Origin of the sequence: Povalibacter sp. (assembly GCF_036520495.1) — a bacterium.
GTDB lineage: Bacteria > Pseudomonadota > Gammaproteobacteria > Steroidobacterales > Steroidobacteraceae > Steroidobacter.
In genome coordinates this window covers 161,753-180,513 of the sequence record NZ_DATDJO010000022.1, presented here as the reverse complement: position 1 = coordinate 180,513, position 18,761 = coordinate 161,753, and the positions used below count along the sequence as shown (strand labels likewise).

Genomic DNA, 18,761 nt, shown 5'->3' with positions numbered 1-18,761 from the left:
GGGCCAACTGGCTGACTGGCAAGAAAAATGGAAGCGGAGGATAAGCGTGTAGGCAGCGCTGACGCCAGAGCAGCAGGCAGCGATGTGTGGCAACGAAGCGGTGCGTCTGCGTGAGGGCAGAACGCGGACCCGCTTCCTTCCTTATGGCCAGCTTGCCAGTTGGCCGCTTACGCGAACAGCCTGCTGACTTTCGTACGGCCGTTGGACTGTGCGAGCAGCAGGGCGAAGAATTCGTCCGCGCTCATGGCGTCGCCGAACAACCGGCCCTGCGCGTAGTGGCAGCCGCGGGCACGCAGCAGGTTGAACTGTTCTTCGTTCTCCACACCTTCGGCCACGACTTCCACTTCGAGCGCCTTGCCCATGTCGATGATGGTGCGCACGATCGTCGCATCGGCCGGATTCACGGCGGCGTCGCGCACGAACGATTGATCGATCTTGAGCGTGTTGATCGGGAACTGCTGCAGCGCGCTCAGGGAGGAGTAGCCGGTGCCGAAGTCGTCGATGGACAGATGCAATCCCATCGCATGCAGTTCGTTCAGCAGCTTGATGGTGCGCTTCGGATCCGCCATCAGGGTCGTTTCCGTGATTTCGAGTTCGAAGCAGGTGGGCGACACGTCATGCCGGCGGAACACCGCGCGACAACGCGTGATGAAACTCGCCTGACGCAGTTGCTTCAGCGAGAGATTGATCGAGACCCGACCCGGGTCGGGGATGCGTTCGGTCCAGCGCTTGAAGTCGGAGCACACGCGGTTCAGCACCCAGTCGCCGATGCCGAGGATCAGGTTGGTTTCTTCGGCGAGCGGAATGAACTGCGATGGCGGAATGTCGCCATGACCCGGCAGCCGCCAGCGCAGCAGCGCTTCCGCCCCGATGATGCGGCCGTCCTGCAGGTCGACCTTCGGCTGGTAAAACATCACGAGTTCATCGCGTTCGAGCGCGCGCCGCAGTTTGCTTCGCAGCATCAGGCGTTCGACGGCCGCTGCATTCATCTCGGGTGAGTAGAACGCGAAGCTGTTGCCGCCGTTCTGTTTCGAGTGATACATCGCCGCGTCGGCGTTGCGGATCAAATCGATGACGTTCTCTGCGTCCTTCGGGCACAGCGCGATGCCGACGCTTGCAGTCAGGAAGACTTCCTGTTCGTCGACGTAGTAAGCCTTGCCGACTTCCGCGAGCACCATGCGGGCAAGGTTGGCCGCCTGGGCGCGCTCGTGCTCGGCTTCGCTGAAGCCCTCGATGAACAGGCCGAATTCATCGCCGGCCAGGCGTCCGACGACGGCCTCGCGGGGCAGGATGCGCGTCAGGCGTTCGGTCAGCACTTCCAGCGTGCGATCGCCCGCGGCATGGCCGAACGTATCGTTGATTTCCTTGAACCGGTCCATGTCGAGGTACAGCAGCACGATGCCGCGGTCGGCCTTGCGCGCCCGCGCAATGGCCTGCTGCAGCATGTGCTGGAACTGCATGCGGTTCGGCACCTTGGTCAGCGCGTCGTAACGTGCCAGGTAGCGGATACGGCGTTCGGCGCGCTTGCGTTCAGTGATATTGCGGACGACGAAGATGGTGCCGGCAAACTGCGGATCGTCCGCGGCGATGGGCGCGCCCGAGAGCGATACAGGAATCGTCTGGCCGCTGGCTGTCGCAATGACTGTCTCGCGCGTTTCGACCGCCGATGCTTCCAGCGAGAAGTTCTCGCGTTCGTTGTCGGCAATCAGGGTGATGAACTGCTTGCCGACGACTTCTTCTTCGCGATAACCGAACAACCGTACCGCGGCGTCATTCGCGCGAGTCACGACACCCGCAGGAGAGGTCACCAGCACCGCATCGTTCATGCTGTTGAGGACGGTGTTGAGATAGTCCTTGGTGATCGTGGTCTGGCGCAGGTTCTGGCGCATGCGGTCGAGCGCCATTTCGAGATCCGCCATCTCGTTGTTGCTGCTGATGGCATGAGGGCGCGTGTAGTCGCCTTCGCCGATGCGTTCGGCAGAGCGGATCAGTTCGACGATGGGGCGTTCGAGTCGTCGTGCGAGCAGCCAGGCGACGAGCGTCATGACCGCGGTGATGAGGACTCCCGCCGCGCCGATGATCCACATCCAGTTCCTGAAGTCGCGCTGTTCGACGCTTTCGAGTTGCTGGCGCAGGCCGCGGGCGGAGTCGAGCAGCCCGGGGCGGCCGACTTCGATCCGGACGGCGCCAGCAGCGCCGACGCGTTCTTCGATGAGGCGCCGCTCCTCGACGCCGAGTGCGCCTACCCAGGGCTCGCTCTTCCGACCGACGAACAGCGCCTTGTCGTTGGTATCGTTGATGGATACGGACGTGACGATGGGTGAAGCGAGAATGGCGCGGCCGAGGCTTTCCGCTTGCCCTCGATTGCCGGTGAGCAGGGCGGCTTCGAGTTCGGGAGTGCGTACCGTGATGAGCGAGCGACCTTCATGGTCGAGTCGCGTCGACTCGGCGGCAAGCAGCGACAGTTCGCCATTGACTCCGCTGGCAGTGACGGATCGCCGGTACTCGAAATACTCGAGCGACAACAAGACGGCTGTAATGCACAGTCCTGCTGCGATCGCGATGCCGAGTAATCTGACCCTGAGGCCGTGCGTTCTCAAACCCTGCTCCAGCGCCGTTCGTACTCGTGCGCGTCGAGGCCGCCTGCATCGACGGTCATGAGTATTGGTGACCGTGCGACCGACCTGAATTCGTATTTGACCCCGAAACCGGTAGTTTCGCGCATGGGTCTTTAGTCACAATCCGCCGCTCACCAAGCTACGCTGATCGCCGCACAATCCGGCGTCATCATAGCGGGGTTTCTCAGTGTGCATGCCACTGCGTGCGCTGAATCTGATGTTGAAAAAACCGAACACGCGCGCGGTTGTCGGGTTTTTTGACATACTCGCGTTGTCGTTACTGAAAGTGTCGAAGGTTTGAACACGAATGAATGAGCTCGAGCTGACTGGTCGGGCGCGTAGCCACGTCGTCGAACTGCTGCATCCCCGATGCGTAGTTCACTACGAGGCAGCGGCCTCCTTCCTCGCGATGCGAGATGCCGCGGCCGACGACGGTATCGATCTGGCTGTGCGTTCGAGCTTTCGCGACTTCGACACGCAGCTGCAGATCTGGAACAGCAAATGGTCAGGAGAGCGTCAGCTCTACGACCGCAACAGCCAGCCCATTGAACGGGCAAGCCTGGGCGACAACGAGGCAGTGGATGCAATCCTGTGCTGGTCAGCCATCCCGGGTGGCAGTCGCCATCACTGGGGCAGCGATATGGATGTGATCGATGCGGGCGCGGTTCCCGAAGGTTATTCAGTCCAGCTCGTGCCATCCGAGTACGGCGCGGACGGTATTTTTGCCAGGTTGAGCCGGTGGCTGGACGACAACATGAACCGGTTCGGTTTCTTCAGACCGTATCGCGTGGATCGCGGTGCGGTGAGTCCCGAGCCCTGGCACCTGAGCTATGCCCCCGTGTCGGTGCCAGCTCTCGAATCCCTCAGTCTGTCGATGCTGCGCCAGGCCATCGAGGCGAGCGCCATCGCCGGCAAGCCGCATGTCCTGGCGCGACTGCCGGAAATCTATACACGTTTCATGCTGACGATCGATGGCTGGGGCCGGCTGGTCTGAGGATTCTCCGCCTCAGGAGCGGTCAACGGCCCGCCCGCATCTTCTCGCGCATCGCCACGACGCTTTTCAGGAACACTCCGGGCATCCAGCGTTTGAGGCGCCACAACCAGCGCGCCGAACCGGGCAGGACGATGTGGGTCCGCCCCGCGCCAGCCTGCACCAGCACATCGCGGGCGACCTGGTCCACGGCATAGGTCGAGTTGTCCATCGCCCGCGCGGCGCCCGCGCGGTGCTCGTCGCTGCCGCGGAACGATTCCAGCAGGCCGCTGCGGAAAAAGGTCGGCATGACCACCGACACCTGCGTGCCGGCGTCGCGCAGTTCGGTGCACAGGGTTTCGCTGATCGACAGCACGGCGGCTTTGGTGGCGTTGTACGCCACCATGCCGGGTGCGGAGGCAAAGGCCGCTGCACTGGCAACGTTGATCAGCAGGCCTGAGCCGTTGCGTTGCAGATGCGGGATCGCTGCCCGGCTGCCATGCACGACACCCATGAGATTGATGTCGACGATCCACTGCCAGTCGTCGAGCGATGTATCCATGAGATTGCCGGCACAGGCGACACCGGCGTTGTTGACCATGATGTCGAGGCCGTTGTTGCTGGTGGCGAATGTGTTCACCGCAACCGTGAGTTCATTGGAATGAGTGACGTCGCCCGGGTACGCGAGCACCGCGACACCCGCTGCCGACAGCTCGCCTTCGATCGCCGTCAGTCGCGAGAGATTGTGATCGAACAGGCCGAGCGACCAGCCATCCCGCGCCAGAGCGTGCGTCAGCGCCAGTCCCAATCCACTGCCGGCGCCGGTAATGAAAGCGCGCTTGCGCGGAAATCGCGCCGCGAGTCGCGGAAATTGCAGGGACATGGGATACCTGATCGATCGGCGTGGTGGCGGGCGGCGCAAGGGTAGCCGCTGCAATGCGGATCGACCAGCGTCATTGCAGCAGTCGCTGCGCGAACAGCGTCATCCAGGCGGCGGCAGCGCTGAGCACGATGCCGGGAGCGAATTCGAAACCGAACATGCGATCGCCGACCGAAAAGGCGACGGCGCATTTGCTGATCGTGTTCACCGAAAAGCCGATGAGGACGGCGAATGCCGCCAGTTCGAGCGCGACGCTGTCATTCGCCGCGAGCGAGGCAGCCGAGACCGCAGACGCATGCGCATCAGCCAATCCGCTGATGGCGCTGGCCAGCAGCAAGCCGCTGTCGCCGAGCCATTGCGTCAGCAAGGCGGAGACGATGAGTGCGCAGCCGATCACCAACACGAAAATCAGCACGGTTTTTGGATTGAAGGGACGACCCGCGGGGCTTTTACGTTCGCCGCTGTCGCGCTCGCTGCGAATGGCGAACAGCGCGGCATATACCGCGACGACACAGCCTGCGGCGAAGAGGGGCAGCGCCATCCTCAGCAGCAAGGGGCGACTGACGAGGCCGATGAGGATGGCGATCTGCAGGATCGATGCCACGGATGAGATCGTCGCGCCCGCCACCGCACCACGTCGCAGTTCCGGGTGTTCCTTGGCGCGCGCCGCCATCGTTGCGGTGGTTGCCGTGCTGGAGACGAATCCCGAAAAGAAGCCGGCAATCATCAGGCCGACGCGGGGGCCCAGCGTCCGCAGCGCGATGTAGCCGAGGCCATTGATCGCCATGATCGTGACGGCCAGTGCCCACAGCTGGCGTGGCTTGACGACTCCCCAGGGGTCGACGGCTTCCTGTGGCGTCAGGGGCAGGATGATCAATGCCGCCGCCGCCAGCAGCAGGCCATCGCGAATCTCGGCATCCGTGAGCTTTTCGTGCACCCAGTGATGCAGCTTCGTGCGTGCCGCCAGCACTATCACGATGACGACAGCCAGCGCGGCGGCGAGTTGCGGTTCGCGCATCGAGAGGCCGCCGAGTACGAATGTGCCGAGCTGCGCGATCTCGGTCGTCATGCCGGGACTCTGATCGTGCGTGCGCCGGTAACTGATCGTGATGAGCGCGGCGACGGCAAGGCCGAACGCGATGAAGGTGATCTCGTCGCCCACCAGCAGGCTGATTGCACCCGTCAATGACGTCAGCGTGAAGGTGCGTACGCCCGCGGAACTCTGTTCGGGTTTATCGGCGTGACTGCGCTCGCGTTCGATGCCGATGAGCAGGCCAACACCGAGCGCAACGGCCAGGCGGATGAGAGGGTGTTCGAGAGGCATGCGTAGGAGGCTAACTGGCTAGCTGGCTAACTGGCTAGCTGGCCAGACAAGCAAGAAGCCCGCGCTTTGATTCTCTATGATCGGGCCAGTCGGCCAGCAGACCAGTTTGCCAGTTGGCCGACCCGCGTCAGCCCTTCCAGGCCTGCTTGATGTGTCCCAGCACCAGCGAGCGGATGTTCTGGACCGGGTTCTTTTCCCAGGTGAAGCATGGCGGGTCACGTCGCAGCATCGGCCAGCTGCCCGTGCGCAGGACCTCGCTCAGATAGTCGAGATTGGCCTGGATCGCTTCCATGTACGGATTGCGGCCATTGAACAGCACGCTCAGGTGCCTGTAGAGCCCGGCGAACTCGCCGTCCAGGCGCGTGCGCCGGACTTCCTCGACGAACTCCGGCGTCTGTCGCAGGACGTCCAGGCCCGAGCGGTATTTGACCGCCATGTTGCCTTGCTGATCGCTGGGCATCGCGATTCCGCCGAGGACGAATTCGGGGTAGAGACGATCGCGGCATTTCTCGAGGTAGCAGCGATCTGACATCTGTGCGATGAGATCGCCGGTGCCGACGATGTGACCGACGATGCGATCGCGCAGATCGTCGAGCCGGATCTGGTCGAACTGGACTTCGTAACCGGTGAAGTGCACGACCTTGGTCGCGACCGGCACCCATTGCGCCATGCCGATGGTGGGCAGGTAACGGCCGATGAATTGCGCGCTGCGACCGACATGGGTCAGCGTGAACTCGGCACCGTTGCGATGCGTCTGGTCGTCGGTCTGGCGGATATAGCCGGCGTCATGGAACAGCGCGATCACCACCGCGAGGATGGCGCGTTCGGGTCCCAGGCGTTCGTCGGCGATGTGTGCGCGATCGTATCCGGCGATCAGGCGCGCGGTCGCCAGTGTGCCGTCGAGCGAATGTTGCAGATCGTGGTAGACGGTGTCGCAACCGTAGTACCCGGGAAACTGACCGTTGAAGAGCCGCTCGAAATCGCGGAAGGCGCTATCGATGCGGTCGAACGGGTAGTGCGGCCACTGCTGGCGATAAAGGTCACTGACCGCACGGCGCACGGCATCTGCCGAGCTCACCTGTACGGTGTTGGTGACATCGAAATCGCTGCGGCGGTATTGCATGGATGTGTGCCGCCCGTGCCTGAAGAATGTCGGTGCACGGGGCGGATTCGCAGCAGTCTAGCCACTGGTTGCGGTTTGTCCATGTCGGAATAGTTGGCAGCGACGCCGGCAAAAACAACGAAAAAGCCTGTATTTATGCGGAAATATTGAAGCTGCCGACGACCGGCGCATGATCCGAGGGCTTCTCCAGTCGTCGCGGCTCTTTATCAATGTGACACGCGTCACACAATTCAGTGAGGGCGGAACTGGTCAGCAGCAGGTCGATCCGCAAGCCATGATTGCGACGGAATCCCAGCATGCGGTAGTCCCACCAGCTGAACATCCGTTCCGGCTGTTCGAAACGGCGAAAGACATCGGTCAAGCCGAGTCCCAGCAGGCCGCGCAGGTGTTCCCGTTCCGGTTCGCTGCAGAGCACCTGACCCTGCCAGGCGACGGGATCGTGCACATCGCGATCTTCGGGCGCGATGTTGTAATCGCCGAGCACGACCAGCCGGGGGTGCGAGCCCAGCTGTTCCTGCAGGAACGCCTTCAGCGCGTCCAGCCAGACGAGCTTGTACTCGTACTTCGGCGAGCCGACGGCCTGGCCGTTGGGTACGTACACATTGACGATGCGCACGCCGCCGGTCGTTGCGCTCAGCACGCGGCGCTGTTCGTCGGTGTAGCCCGGCATGTCGCGCACGACATCTTCGAGCGGGAACTTCGACAGGATCGCGACGCCGTTGTAACTCTTCTGTCCGTTCGCGATGACGTGGTAGCCGAGTGCGGCAATTTCCTCGAATGGAAAACCTTCGTCGGGGACTTTGGTTTCCTGCAGTGCAATCACATCGACCGGGTTTTTGGCCAGCCAGTCGGTGAGATGCTGCAGACGGGCGCGCAGCGAATTGACGTTCCAGGTGGCAATTAGCATCGGGGAAATTTCAGCAATGAGTAACGTGTGCAGTGTAGAGGGTCGGACCTCTGCACGTCACACGCTACGCATGGTCATTTACTTTCCCGATGCGAACTCCGGATCGGACAACTTCATCTCGGTCACCGGCCCGTACTTGCGCAAGCCCTCGCGGATCGCGCTGGCCTGACCGATGACGACCAGTGTCAGGTCGTTGCTGGTGGGAAAGCGTTCGCGAATCACCTTCTGTACGTCGCCATCGCTGACGGCCGCGAGTGCGGGCGCATAGCCCTCGATGTAACGGCGATCCAGCCCGTAGAACTCCAGATCCGCCAGCGTGCCGGCCCATTGATCGGCCGTCTCCAGCGCCAGCGGAAACTGACCCTGCACATAGGCTTTGCCCGAGGCGAGCAGCGCGGTATCGAGCGGTTCGGCGTGCAGTCTGTCCAGCACGGTGAGCGCCAGATCGATGGCATCGATCGTGGACGCCGTCTTGGTGAACGAACTGAGCGCCCATGTGCCGGGCTGCGACAGGCGCTCGAACCGCGAATTGGCGCCGTACGACAGGCCCGTGCGGATGCGCAGCTCGCTGTTGAGCATGGATGTGAAGCGACCGCCGAATAGTGTGTTCACCACGTCGAGCGGTGCGCGCTCCGCGAACGAGCGCGCGACGCCGACGTTGCCGGCCCAGAAATAGGACTGCACCGAGTCCGGCGCATCGATCAGCAATACGCGGCGACCCGTTGCAGCGGTGGCAGCCGGAATCGCAGGCAGCGTTCCTTCGGCCTTGTGCCAGCTGCCGAATGCCCGGCTCAACGACTGCTTCATCGCGGCAGTCTTGAAGTCGCCGGCGACGGCAATGATCAGACGATCGGCGCCGAACTGCTGCCGGTAGTGCTGCACGAGCGCCGCATGCGTCACTGCGGCCAGCCCGCCTTCGCTGCCCATCGCCGGCTTGCCGTACGGATGACCTCCAAATAGCGCGCCCTTGCCGTAAGCGGAGGTGAGTGACCCCAGTTCGGAATCCTTGGCGGCGCGGATGAATTCGATCTGCCGCGCGCGGACCGCATCGAACTGGGCCTGCGTGAGCTGCGGACGCTGCAGCACGTCCGCCAGCAGTTCGGTCATCAGCGCCTGATCGCGCGACAGGAAGGAGCCGCTGACCACGATGCTTTCCGCCTGCGCGCTGGCGGACATGAGGCCGCCGACGGAAGCGAGTGTGCTGGCGAACTCTGTCGCGTCGCGTTTGCCAGCGCCTTTTTCCAGCAGGCTGGCCAGCACGTTCGACAACCCCGACTGTGTTGCGGGGTCGATCGACGCGCCACCGCGGACGACGGCCTGGAATGCGATCAGCGGCACATCGTGTCGTTCCATGAGCAGCAGCACCGTACCGTTGCCAAGCTGTACGCGTTCGAAGGGCGGTACCTTCACACCGCTCTCGGCAGCTTGCGCAGAGACGCACAGGACGAGCACGCCGATCAACGCGAATGTTCGATGGAAAATTTTCTGGATGGCGCTCATGGCGTCTGCTCCGCGGTCGCTGCGGCGCGGAGCACCCCGACCGTTCGATTCGTCGGTCGAAGCAACTCAGCGGCAGCTTTCTTTATTTCATCGACAGTGACTCGTTCGTAGGCGGCAGGCGCATCCGCCAGCTTCTGATGGCCGCCTTTGAGCACGGCATACGAGCCCAGCAGGTCGGCCTTGCCATCGATGGTGGCGAGCTCACGCCAGAAGTCTGCGATGGCCTGATTGCGCGCGCGATTGAGCTCGGCGACGGTGACGCCTTCGCGTGCGATGCGATCGATCTGCTGATCGAAGGCCTTCTCCGCCTGCTGCAGATCGCCCCCGGACGGCAGCGACAGGAAGAGCCACACGAGTCCCGGATCGAAACCGGCGTCGAGGTAGCTGTCGGCCGAGATTGCCACCTTCTGTTCTTCGACGAGAGATCGCCGCAGCCGCGACGCGTCGCCGTCCGTAAGGATACGCAGCAACAGTTCCAGCGCGGGTACGCGGGCGTCATTGCCGGCGACGCCGTGATACGCGAACTGCAGCAGCGGCGTCTGTGCTTCGGCCTCGACCGTCACCCGGCGTTCGCCGGATTGCTCCGGCTCCCTGGTGCGGATCGGCTCGGGTGGTTCCTGGCGTGGTAGCGGCTCGAAGTATTTGCGTGCCAGCGTAAAGACCTGCTTCGGGTCGACATCGCCCACCAGGATCATCGTGCAATTGTTCGGCGCGTAATGGCTGGCGAAGAACGTTTTCAGATCGTCGATCGTCCAGCCTTCGATGTCGGACGGCCAGCCGATGGTCGGGTTCGTGTAGGGGTGAGCGACGAACGCGGCGGCCTGCACCTGCTCCATCAGACGTCCGAAGCTGCTGTCATCGACGCTCAGTCGCCGCTCCGAGTACACCACGCCGCGTTCGCTTTCGATGACCTTGGGATCGAAGGCGAGATTGCGCAGCCGATCGGCTTCGAGGTCGAAGACCAGTTCCAGCGCGCTGCGCGGAAACCAGTCCTTGTAGATGGTCACGTCATTCGACGTCGACGCATTGTTGTTGGCGCCGGCGGCTTCCAGTTGCCGGTCGAACTCGCCGGGCGCTCGCGTGCTGGTGCCATTGAACATCATGTGCTCGAAGAAATGCGCGAGCCCCGTGATCCCAGGCACTTCGTTGCGACTGCCGACACGCACCCAGTTGTACAGCGCCACGTTGGGGATGTCGGGATCGGGCCAGACGATGATGGTCATGCCATTCGCCAGCGTGACCGATTGGATCTTGTCCGTGCCGGCGACCTGCGCATGCGCAGCCGAAACGAACAGCAACAGCAGAAGCAACGACGCACGCATCATGGACCGGCCTCGATCGGGGAGGGCGTCCATCATAGCGGCGGATAAACGCGGGAGAAAAAAAACGCCGCCCGCGGGGAAGACGCGTGGCGGCGTGGAATGCGAACCTGCTTGCCCTCAAGGAGATGGCTCGAGGTTCTGCGCACGAGGGGATCGTTGCAAGGCATATGCCAGTGCTCGAGGCTCAAGCCAATCAGCGGGTTAGGCAACGGACGGTCTGTGAACGGGTGACCGGGATTGTCAGGTTCGGACGCGGCGCGAATCCCTCGTCAGACATTGACGCCGCTTGGCGACGTTTCCAGTACACAGGGAACGCGCCGCAGAGTGAATAATTGCCTTCGTCACAGCGCGAGGAGACTTCGATGACCGATACCCCACGCCGCCGGTCCAGCGACCGTGCCATGAGTAGCCCCACGTTCATCGGTGTGGGTACGACGGTCACCGGCAACCTGAACTGCGAGGGCGATCTGATCGTCGGCGGCACCGTGCTGGGAGACAGCAGCGTCCGCGGCAGCATGACGTTGTCCGAAGGCGGTCGCTGGGAAGGCCGGCTCACCGTGAAAAGCGCAGTGATCGCCGGCGAATGGCATGGCGAGATCACCGCCAGCGAGAAACTCGAGATCCGCAAAAGCGCCCGCATCCGCGGCGCCGTCAGCGCTCGCAGCATCGCCATTGCGCAAGGCGCGGTGGTCGAAGGCGAAATGTCCGTGACCAGCGGCCAGCCGGTCGTTCACTACGAAGAGAAGAGGAAGGAGGAGTAACCGCAAAGAGCGCATAGAAGGCAAAAGAAGGACAGGAAGATGAACTGGCCGCAAAAAAGCGCAAAAGACGCAAATCAGGCTCATCAAATCTGACTTTGCGTGCTTTGCGCTTTCTTGCGGCTATTTTCCCCGGCCTTCTGTCGTCTATGCGTTCTTTGCGGTTACTCCGGATTCCTTTGATCTCAGCAGCCCGTCAACCCATTGATCCACTGAGTCAGCAGTGCCACCCCGGCGGTGTCGATCTGGTTTGAGCCGACGGGTGGCATCGCATTGGCGTCGCGACGGTTGGTGCGATTCACGACGATGGAATTCGTGGCGCTGCCGGGATCGATCAGGCGCGCGTTGGTACCAATACCCAGATCTCCTGCCTGCGGCGCTGCTTCGCACGCATTCGTTTGATTCAGAGGCGTCGTGTAGCGCAGATCCAGCGTGCTCGGCGTCGGGCCGCCGGTGCGATGGCACTGGGCGCAGTTGGTGTGCAGGTAGGCGCGGGCACGATCATTCAGCGATGCCGATGTGTCCGACGGATCGGGCATCTTCGGTTGCGCGGCTGGATCAGGAATGGCCGGTGTCAGCGTCTGGATGTGATTCAGTGTGAACAGTTCATTCGCTGTACGTCCCGTTTGCGGATAGAGCAGGTCGCGATTGAGCTGTGCGGTTTCCAGTCCGAGCGAACCGCCTGCTGCGTTCGTATGGCATTGCACGCACTGGCCTTCGCTCGGATAAATCCATTGCTGGCCGTTCATCGCGCGCACCGAGCCGCCCTGCACCAGGGTCGCGTCCGTCTGCGCATCGTTCCAGGCATACGTGTAACCGCCCCATGAGCCGTCGGGATGGCGCATGAACAGGCGTGTTTCGATCAGTCGGGAAGCGAGCGTGAAGTTCTTCATCAACACGGTGCCGTTGGGAAAATCCCAGTCGCCGCTGGCCTGCACGGTGATGTTCTGGCCATCCGGCAGGCCGATCCAGCGATCCTTGGCGGCGCCATCGGACCAGAACGGCGCGTTGATGGCATAGGGAATGAGGCCCGAAGCCGGTTGCTTCGGATCGGCTGGAGTCACGCACCCTGTGGCGCTGAGCGAAGCAGGTACGGTGCCGCCGCCTGTCGGCGCTTGAAAGACGAGCCGGTGGAGCGAGTTGTAGTTCACTACATACATCTCGCCATCGTTGCCTTCGCCGAAGGAGACGATGCTGAGAGTCGTGTCCGCCAATTGCGTTGGCTGGCGAGGCGCTTGGGCGGTCGCGTTTTCCGGCAGCCAGGCCCAGATACGGCCGGTGCCGGAGTCGCCGAAGAGGTACCGGCCTTTGAGCGGCGTCGACTGCGTGCCGCGATACACATAGCCGCCGGTGATCGCTGTGCCGAGCGAATGGTCGTATTCCGTTTCCGGATCGATCAACGCTGCGGTGCTGCAGCCCGGGGTGTCAGGGTCGTAGCCGTGTGCGCCTTCGCGGCAGCGCCAGCCATAATTGCCGGCGCGGGAAATCCTGTTCACTTCTTCCCACTGGCCCTGGCCGACATCGCCGACCCACAGCTCGCCCGTGGCGCGATCGAAGCTCCAGCGCCACGGATTGCGCAGTCCCCAGGCATAGATCTCGGGACATTCGCCGCTGCTGCGACCATCCGCCGGACAAAGTGCCTGAGAGGCAAACGGATTCCCGGCGGGGATGCCGTACGGCGTTGCGGAGTTCACGTCGATGCGCAGCATCTTGCCGAGCAGTGTCGTGAGCCGTTGACCGTTGCCCGTGCTGCCGTGATTGTCGCCAGCGCCGCCACCGTCGCCGAAGCCGATGTACAGGAACCCGTCCGGCCCGAAATGAATGTCACCGCCATTGTGGTTGTCTTCGGGCTGGGTCACGCGCAGCAGGATGGTTTCGGTGCCGCCCAGCGCAGTCGTGCTGCTGTTGGCGAACGACGAGATTCGCGACTCGAGTCGGTTGCTGACGCGAATGGTGTAGGAGAGGAATACGCGGCTGTCGGTGGGAAAGTCGGGATGGAAGGCCATGCCCAGTAGTCCCATCTCGCCGCCGGACGTCACCGTCACGGTCCCGTAGGTGCTGGCGCTGGCGGGATTCGTGCCGCTGAAGCGCTTGATCGTGCCGCCCTGCTCCACGACGTACCAGTTGCCGTTGTCGTTCGGCGCCTGCAGCAACGCAACCGATGCATCGAACGAGAGGCTCGTGAAGGGCTGCACCTGGATCGAACCGTTCGCAGGCTTTTCCCAGGCCACACAGGTGCTGTTCGCGGGTCGTGAATCGAGCCCCGCCGTGCCAGGCGCGGAGGGTGCCTGCGTAGTCGCGCTCGCGGCGGTCGATGCGCCGGATTCATTGCCGGCGCCATCGAATGCGCGCACGACGTAGCTGTACTGCGTGCTGGCCGAGAGCGTGGTATCGGCATACGTAGTGCCTGGCGCAGTCACCGTGGCAATCGCCGTCGTCACGCCATCGCGATAGATGCGGTAGCCCGACAGTCCCGAGCCGCCCGAATCCGTGGCGGCTGTCCAGCTCAGGTCGATCCGCGTACTGCCGGCGACGGTTGCGGTCAACATCGTCGGTATCGTCGGCGCTGTCGTATCGGTCGCTGGTGCTGGCGGTGGCGAGTCCGATGAGCCGCTGCCGCAGGCTTGCAGCAGACCTGCAAAAAGCACAGCAAGCACGCAGACTGCCGGGCGATGCGTCAGACGGAGGCTGTTTATATTCATAGATGCGTTCTTGCCGATCCGGAAAGCTGACATACCAGAGCCGCCTCGCGCCGTCGTCTGTCGGTGAACGCATACGTATGAGTCAAGGGTCCCGAAAAGTCTAAGATGCAGCCGATTCAACTGCTGTCGTTGCAGGGATGTCGGCCGCTATCCAACAACAACTTCCCGACCTGATTGCCCATCGTGGCAATGCGGCGGAGTACCCCGAGAACACCTTGCCGGCATTACGTTCGGCGCTGGAACTCGGCGTGCGCCATATCGCCTTCGATGTGCAGCTGTCCGCCGATCGTCAGCCGATGCTGCTGCACGATTCGACGCTGGCGCGCACCGCGGGGCTCGAATTGCACGCGCTGGAAATGTCATCGCAGGAGCTGGCAGTGGTCGCGGTAAACGAGGACCGCCGCTTCAACAAGCGGTTCACCGATATCGGCATTCCGACACTCGCGCAGGCCGTCAACGTACTCGAGTCGCATCCCGCCGCGACTGCTTTCGTACAGCTCAAGCGCGCCAGTCTGCGCGCCTTCGGCCATGAACTCGTGGCCCGCCGTGTATGTGAAGTGCTCAAGCCGATTGCGCGTCAATGCGTGCTCATTTCCGCTGATCTTGCGGCCGTGCATCACCTGCGGCAGGTCTCGCCGTATCGCGTCGGCTGGGTGCTGCCCGATTACTCGACGGTTTCCGCACTCAAGTGCGAAGCGCTGGCCCCGGACTATCTGTTCTGTGACCACCAGTTGCTGACGGACAACGCATCCCGCCTGTGGCGTGGCCCCTGGCGCTGGGCCATCTACGAAGTGAGTTCACGTAGTCAGGCGCTCGCGCTGGGCAAGCGCGGTGCGCGGCTCGTGCAAACGATGCTGGTGCGGGAGATGCTGCGTGAGTTCCGAAGTCTTCAGGCCCGCGTTTAAACGCCGGATCTCACACGGAGATCACGGAGCGGGAAAAAACAGTGGATCTGCTTTCTCTTCGCAAGGCATCTCGTCGTCTTACCTCCGTGTACTCCGTGAACTCCGTGTGAAATCCGATCTTCAGCCCAGCCCCATCAGCGAGGCGATCTGGCGATCGGCCCAGCTCTCGCCACTGAATCGATCCATGAATCCGCAGTGACCGCCGCGTGGGATGGCGTTGACGTGCAACTGCGGATTGCGGTCGAGGAGCTTCAGATCGGCGGCAGGAATGATGGGATCGTCGAGTGCGAACAGGATATGGCTGGGGATTTCCAGCGGGGCCAGGACGTGATCGACGATCGAATAACCGTTGAGGTAGGCGTCGAGGCTGGCGAATTCGCTGTAACGCTCGACCATCACCTCGGTCATGGTGCGGATGCTGCGCTGGGTGAAAATCGGACCGAAATCGTAGAGATCGGGGAACAGCGACTGCTTGATACGCAGCGAGCTTTTCCACTTGTTGACGAAGTACTGCTGGTAGATGAACGGAGCGCTCTCGAAAATATCCATCGTGCTGTGCGGGCGCAGCACCGGACACACGCCGATCGCACGCTCCAGCTGAATCGCCGCGGCGGGCGCACGAGCTGCAATTCGCAACGCGAAGTTGCCACCGAGTGAAAAGCCCGCGAGGGTCAGGCGCTGGCCGATGTGCTGTTGTTGAATCGCACGCACGGCGCCGACCACTTCATCGAGGCGGCAGGAATGAAAGATCTCCTTGTTCAGGTGATGCGTCGGCCCGTGATCGCGGAAGTTCAGCCGGAACACATCACAGCCGCGCGCAAACAGATGACTGCCGAGCGACAGCACATACATCGAGTCGGCATTGCCTTCCCAGCCATGCAGCAGGATGGCCAGATCCCGCCCCGGCTCGCGTCCGGCGCTCACCTGGCTGGAGTAGTGACCCAGCAGTCGTACACCGTCGCCGCAATCGACGATCTGTTCCTGTGAACAGGCCAGCAGCTGGCGGGCGCGCCGCATGACCAGAGGCCGCCGTATCCGGAGGCTCGGCAGGATCGATTGCAGGTGCGGGTTCGCGAGCCAGGCCGGCGGATTGAAACTGGCTGGGTCGGACGATGGTGAGCTGTTGAGCGAGGCGGTGAGACTGTCGGTCATGCGTCGAGACGAATGGGCGAGGATCCGGGTAGCGTGCTGACGAAATCGGCGCCGAGCAGCATGCCCGGTGTGGCAAAGCCTGGCGGAGGCGTGGAGACCAGCGCGCGGCCGATGATAGCCAGTGAAGAGGCAATAGTCAGTGCGTAGCCGTTCGCAGTCACCAGGCGTGCGGTCACGGTCTTCTGCGCAGCATTGCGCGCCTCGCCCCAGACGAAGCTGGGATTGCTGCTGCGTTGCGCTTCGGTCGGTGGTTGCAGCTGGCGATCGATGCCGAACCTGGCGATGCCCTGCACGAGTCGCGTACGCAGCACCGCTCGCAGCATATTGGCCCGGCGCATCCTGGCGAGGCCCTGCGGCGTGGTCGCGGTGAAGACTTCGATATTGGGAATGCGGGTGCTGTAGTACGCGGTACTGACATCGCCCCACGGAATTCCCACGGCCAGCCGTTCGCCATTGCCGAAGTCGATGCGTCGCTGCTGCGAGCCGAGTGGCACGCTGACGAGCTGGCCGTTGCGGCGGATCCTGGAGCCTTCGGTGCTGGCTTCGAGCGATGTCTTGGCCGTGCCTTTGCTGAGACCCGATCGACTGTCGAAGCCGAGCGCCAGGTGCGTCGCATCCGGCAGCGCTTCTTTCAGCTTGATCGCGAGGCAGTCCGTCGGCACGACATCGAATCCCACGCCCGGAACCAGCGCGATGCCGGATCGCACGGCTTTGTCATGCACGCCGTGGGCGAGTTCGAACACGGGGATCTCGCCCGTAATGTCGAAGTAGTGGACATGCGTGGCGAGGCAGGCCTGCATCATCGAACGGGCCGTCGCGGAGAAGGGCCCCGCGCAGTGGAGCACGGCCGCGACATCGGCGAGTGCGGACACCAGCGAGGTGTGATCGTCCAGATCGAAGACGGCGCTGGGGCAGCCAAGTTCGGCGGCCAGCTTGCCGATCTTCTCCTTCGATCGGCCCGCCAGCACGGGCTTCATCCCGCGTCGCACGGCTTCGCGTGCGATCAGTTCGCCGGTATAGCCATTGGCGCCGTAAAGCAGGAACGTCATTGCAGAGTGGGATCAGGCGGCGGATAAGAGGATGCGGCGGGCATTGTGCGACCCACGTCCCGCGCCGTCACGCCTGAATCCCGGCACTACTCCAACTCCAGCACGAACTCGACGCGATTGTTCTGCGCAGCAATGCGGTTCCACTCGCCGGCGGTGGCCCGGGTCAGCGCTTCGCCTTCAGGGTACGGCACTGCCACAGAGCGCCCGCCATTCGCTACTTCCACCGATAAGGCATTGCCGGTCTGTTGCGGGACGCTGGTTGCCAGATTCGCGAAGCTCAGCGACTGGCGCTGGGCCGCGGTGAGGCTGTCGTCGAACGGGTTGCCGATCAGATCACAACGTTTCACGGGCAGATCGTCGGCGGCGATCGAATAACCCTCGATGCCATTGCCGATCAGGCAGAACTCGCCGGTGTACGTCGATGCGCGCACGCGTCCTTTGAAGCCGCCGGTGCGCAGCGACTCGATCATTTCGCGCAGCCGGTCCAGTCGCTTGCCCGCGAGCGGCGTCTCGCCATAGGGAACGGGTTCAAGGTGGTTCGTGCTTAGGGCCGTTGTCGTGGCAATGGGGATCGCCGCTGCCGCCTTGGCCGCCTGCTGCAGCGCTGCCAGTTGCGCCTGCTGTTCTTCCACGACCGAGGCGAGATGTGCGTTCGACTGCATCAGGGAGCGGGTCGATTCCACCGTCCGCTGATGCAGAACGGCGAGCACGAGCGTGGGAATCAATGCGATGGTGGCCACCGCGAGGAGCAGTGGCCAGCGGGTCGAGGACGGCGCCGGCGGCGCGACGATCGGCTCCACCGGGTGCTGGAGCGCCTCGGCGGCGGGTTTTTCTGCAGCTATCTTGCGCGTCAGCACTTCCATGCTCGCGGCGATATAGCGACGCAGCTCTGCGTTGTACTCACGCATCGCGGGTGCAATGGCATTGCGAACCGCCACTTCGACCTCGCCCACCTGCGTTGGTGCTGCGTGTTCCACGCGATGCGCGCCGGTGCGCAGAGCTGCAGGGGTGCGTTCCGTGCGCTCCGGCAGTGCCGTCGGCGTCTCGTCCGGATCGAACAGCGGGGAGCGGCCGTCGCGTCGCTCGGGCAGCAGGTGCAGCTGATACAGCACGCGCGACACGTCGCCGGGCTTCACGGTCTTGGGCAGTACGCCCACCGCACCAAGTGCCCGCGCCTGACTGACGTACAGCTCGCCTTCCTGCGAGGTGTACATCATGACCGGAATGGTCGCCGTGTCCGGGTTGCTCTTGATCGCCTGGATCGCCTGGAAGCCGTCCATTCCCGGCATGAGGTGATCCATGAAGACCACGTCCGGACGGTTCTGGCGCAGATATTCCAGGGCCTGTTCCGCCGATTCGGCGGCGTCGACCTTGAGGTCGTAGGCTTCCAGCATCCGGCAGAGAATGACGCGGGCTGACCTCGAGTCATCCACGATCAGGGCGCGCTTGGCTGTTGTCATTATCGGATGCTGCTGAAGGCGGGGTGGCGATAGGGTAAGCGCACGCCCGATCCGGCTCAATCGCCACGCGCGTCCGCCTAGTCACTATCCG

14 protein-coding genes are annotated in these 18,761 nt (G+C 63.2%); 3 read left to right on the top strand and 11 right to left on the bottom strand.

Annotated features, from left to right (window positions below):
* Window positions 1–167 precede the first annotated feature (167 nt).
* Window positions 168–2,600 (bottom strand): putative bifunctional diguanylate cyclase/phosphodiesterase, encoded by a 2,433-nt coding sequence (locus VIZ63_RS08205; protein WP_331609069.1) that lies wholly within the window; start codon window positions 2,598–2,600, stop codon window positions 168–170.
* Window positions 2,601–2,925: 325 nt separating this feature from the next.
* On the opposite strand from VIZ63_RS08205, the gene VIZ63_RS08200 reads away from it, so the two are divergent.
* Window positions 2,926–3,612 (top strand): M15 family metallopeptidase, encoded by a 687-nt coding sequence (locus VIZ63_RS08200; protein ID WP_331609067.1) that lies wholly within the window; start codon window positions 2,926–2,928, stop codon window positions 3,610–3,612.
* 22 nt (window positions 3,613–3,634) lie between these two features.
* Here VIZ63_RS08200 and VIZ63_RS08195 read toward each other — a convergent pair whose 3' ends face one another.
* The 6 genes from VIZ63_RS08195 to VIZ63_RS08170 form a co-directional block, all read right to left on the bottom strand.
* Window positions 3,635–4,471: an SDR family NAD(P)-dependent oxidoreductase gene (locus VIZ63_RS08195; protein WP_331609066.1), complete on the bottom strand. Its 837-nt coding sequence runs from the start codon at window positions 4,469–4,471 to the stop codon at window positions 3,635–3,637.
* 70 nt (window positions 4,472–4,541) lie between these two features.
* Window positions 4,542–5,792 (bottom strand): MgtC/SapB family protein, encoded by a 1,251-nt coding sequence (locus tag VIZ63_RS08190; protein ID WP_331609065.1) that lies wholly within the window; start codon window positions 5,790–5,792, stop codon window positions 4,542–4,544.
* A 127-nt stretch (window positions 5,793–5,919) separates the two neighbouring features.
* The gene (locus VIZ63_RS08185; protein WP_331609064.1) at window positions 5,920–6,915 is read right to left on the bottom strand and encodes a hypothetical protein; all 996 of its coding nucleotides are present in this window, start codon (window positions 6,913–6,915) and stop codon (window positions 5,920–5,922) included.
* A gap of 133 nt (window positions 6,916–7,048) precedes the next feature.
* Entirely contained in the window at window positions 7,049–7,822 is a 774-nt protein-coding gene (gene xth / locus VIZ63_RS08180) for an exodeoxyribonuclease III (RefSeq protein WP_331609063.1), read from the bottom strand.
* Between the two features lie 78 nt (window positions 7,823–7,900).
* Window positions 7,901–9,322, bottom strand: coding sequence for a pitrilysin family protein (locus VIZ63_RS08175; protein ID WP_331609062.1), 1,422 nt, complete (start codon window positions 9,320–9,322; stop codon window positions 7,901–7,903).
* Entirely contained in the window at window positions 9,319–10,647 is a 1,329-nt protein-coding gene (locus VIZ63_RS08170; RefSeq protein WP_331609061.1) for a pitrilysin family protein, read from the bottom strand. Before VIZ63_RS08170 ends, VIZ63_RS08175 begins: the two co-directional genes overlap by 4 nt.
* Before the next feature lie 359 nt (window positions 10,648–11,006).
* Here VIZ63_RS08170 and VIZ63_RS08165 point away from each other — a divergent pair, with 359 nt between their 5' ends.
* A complete protein-coding gene (locus VIZ63_RS08165; RefSeq protein WP_331609060.1) occupies window positions 11,007–11,405 on the top strand; it encodes a polymer-forming cytoskeletal protein in 399 nt (132 codons plus the stop codon).
* A gap of 182 nt (window positions 11,406–11,587) precedes the next feature.
* Here the strand turns inward: VIZ63_RS08165 and VIZ63_RS08160 are convergent, their stop codons facing one another.
* The gene (locus tag VIZ63_RS08160) at window positions 11,588–13,951 is read right to left on the bottom strand and encodes a PQQ-dependent sugar dehydrogenase (protein WP_331609059.1); all 2,364 of its coding nucleotides are present in this window, start codon (window positions 13,949–13,951) and stop codon (window positions 11,588–11,590) included.
* A 290-nt stretch (window positions 13,952–14,241) separates the two neighbouring features.
* On the opposite strand from VIZ63_RS08160, the gene VIZ63_RS08155 reads away from it, so the two are divergent.
* Window positions 14,242–15,009: a glycerophosphodiester phosphodiesterase family protein gene (locus tag VIZ63_RS08155; RefSeq protein ID WP_331609058.1), complete on the top strand. Its 768-nt coding sequence runs from the start codon at window positions 14,242–14,244 to the stop codon at window positions 15,007–15,009.
* Window positions 15,010–15,129: 120 nt separating this feature from the next.
* On the opposite strand, the gene VIZ63_RS08150 is transcribed toward VIZ63_RS08155, so the two are convergent.
* The 3 genes from VIZ63_RS08150 to VIZ63_RS08140 all read right to left on the bottom strand — a co-directional run bounded on the left by VIZ63_RS08150 (window position 15,130) and on the right by VIZ63_RS08140 (window position 18,670).
* A complete protein-coding gene (locus tag VIZ63_RS08150; RefSeq protein WP_331609057.1) occupies window positions 15,130–16,161 on the bottom strand; it encodes a YheT family hydrolase in 1,032 nt (343 codons plus the stop codon).
* Window positions 16,158–17,210 carry a saccharopine dehydrogenase family protein gene (locus VIZ63_RS08145; protein ID WP_331609056.1) on the bottom strand — a complete coding sequence of 351 codons (1,053 nt, stop codon included), beginning with the start codon at window positions 17,208–17,210 and terminating at the stop codon, window positions 16,158–16,160. Before VIZ63_RS08145 ends, VIZ63_RS08150 begins: the two co-directional genes overlap by 4 nt.
* Window positions 17,211–17,296: 86 nt before the next feature.
* Window positions 17,297–18,670: a response regulator gene (locus tag VIZ63_RS08140; RefSeq protein ID WP_331609055.1), complete on the bottom strand. Its 1,374-nt coding sequence runs from the start codon at window positions 18,668–18,670 to the stop codon at window positions 17,297–17,299.
* Window positions 18,671–18,761: the final 91 nt, after the last annotated feature.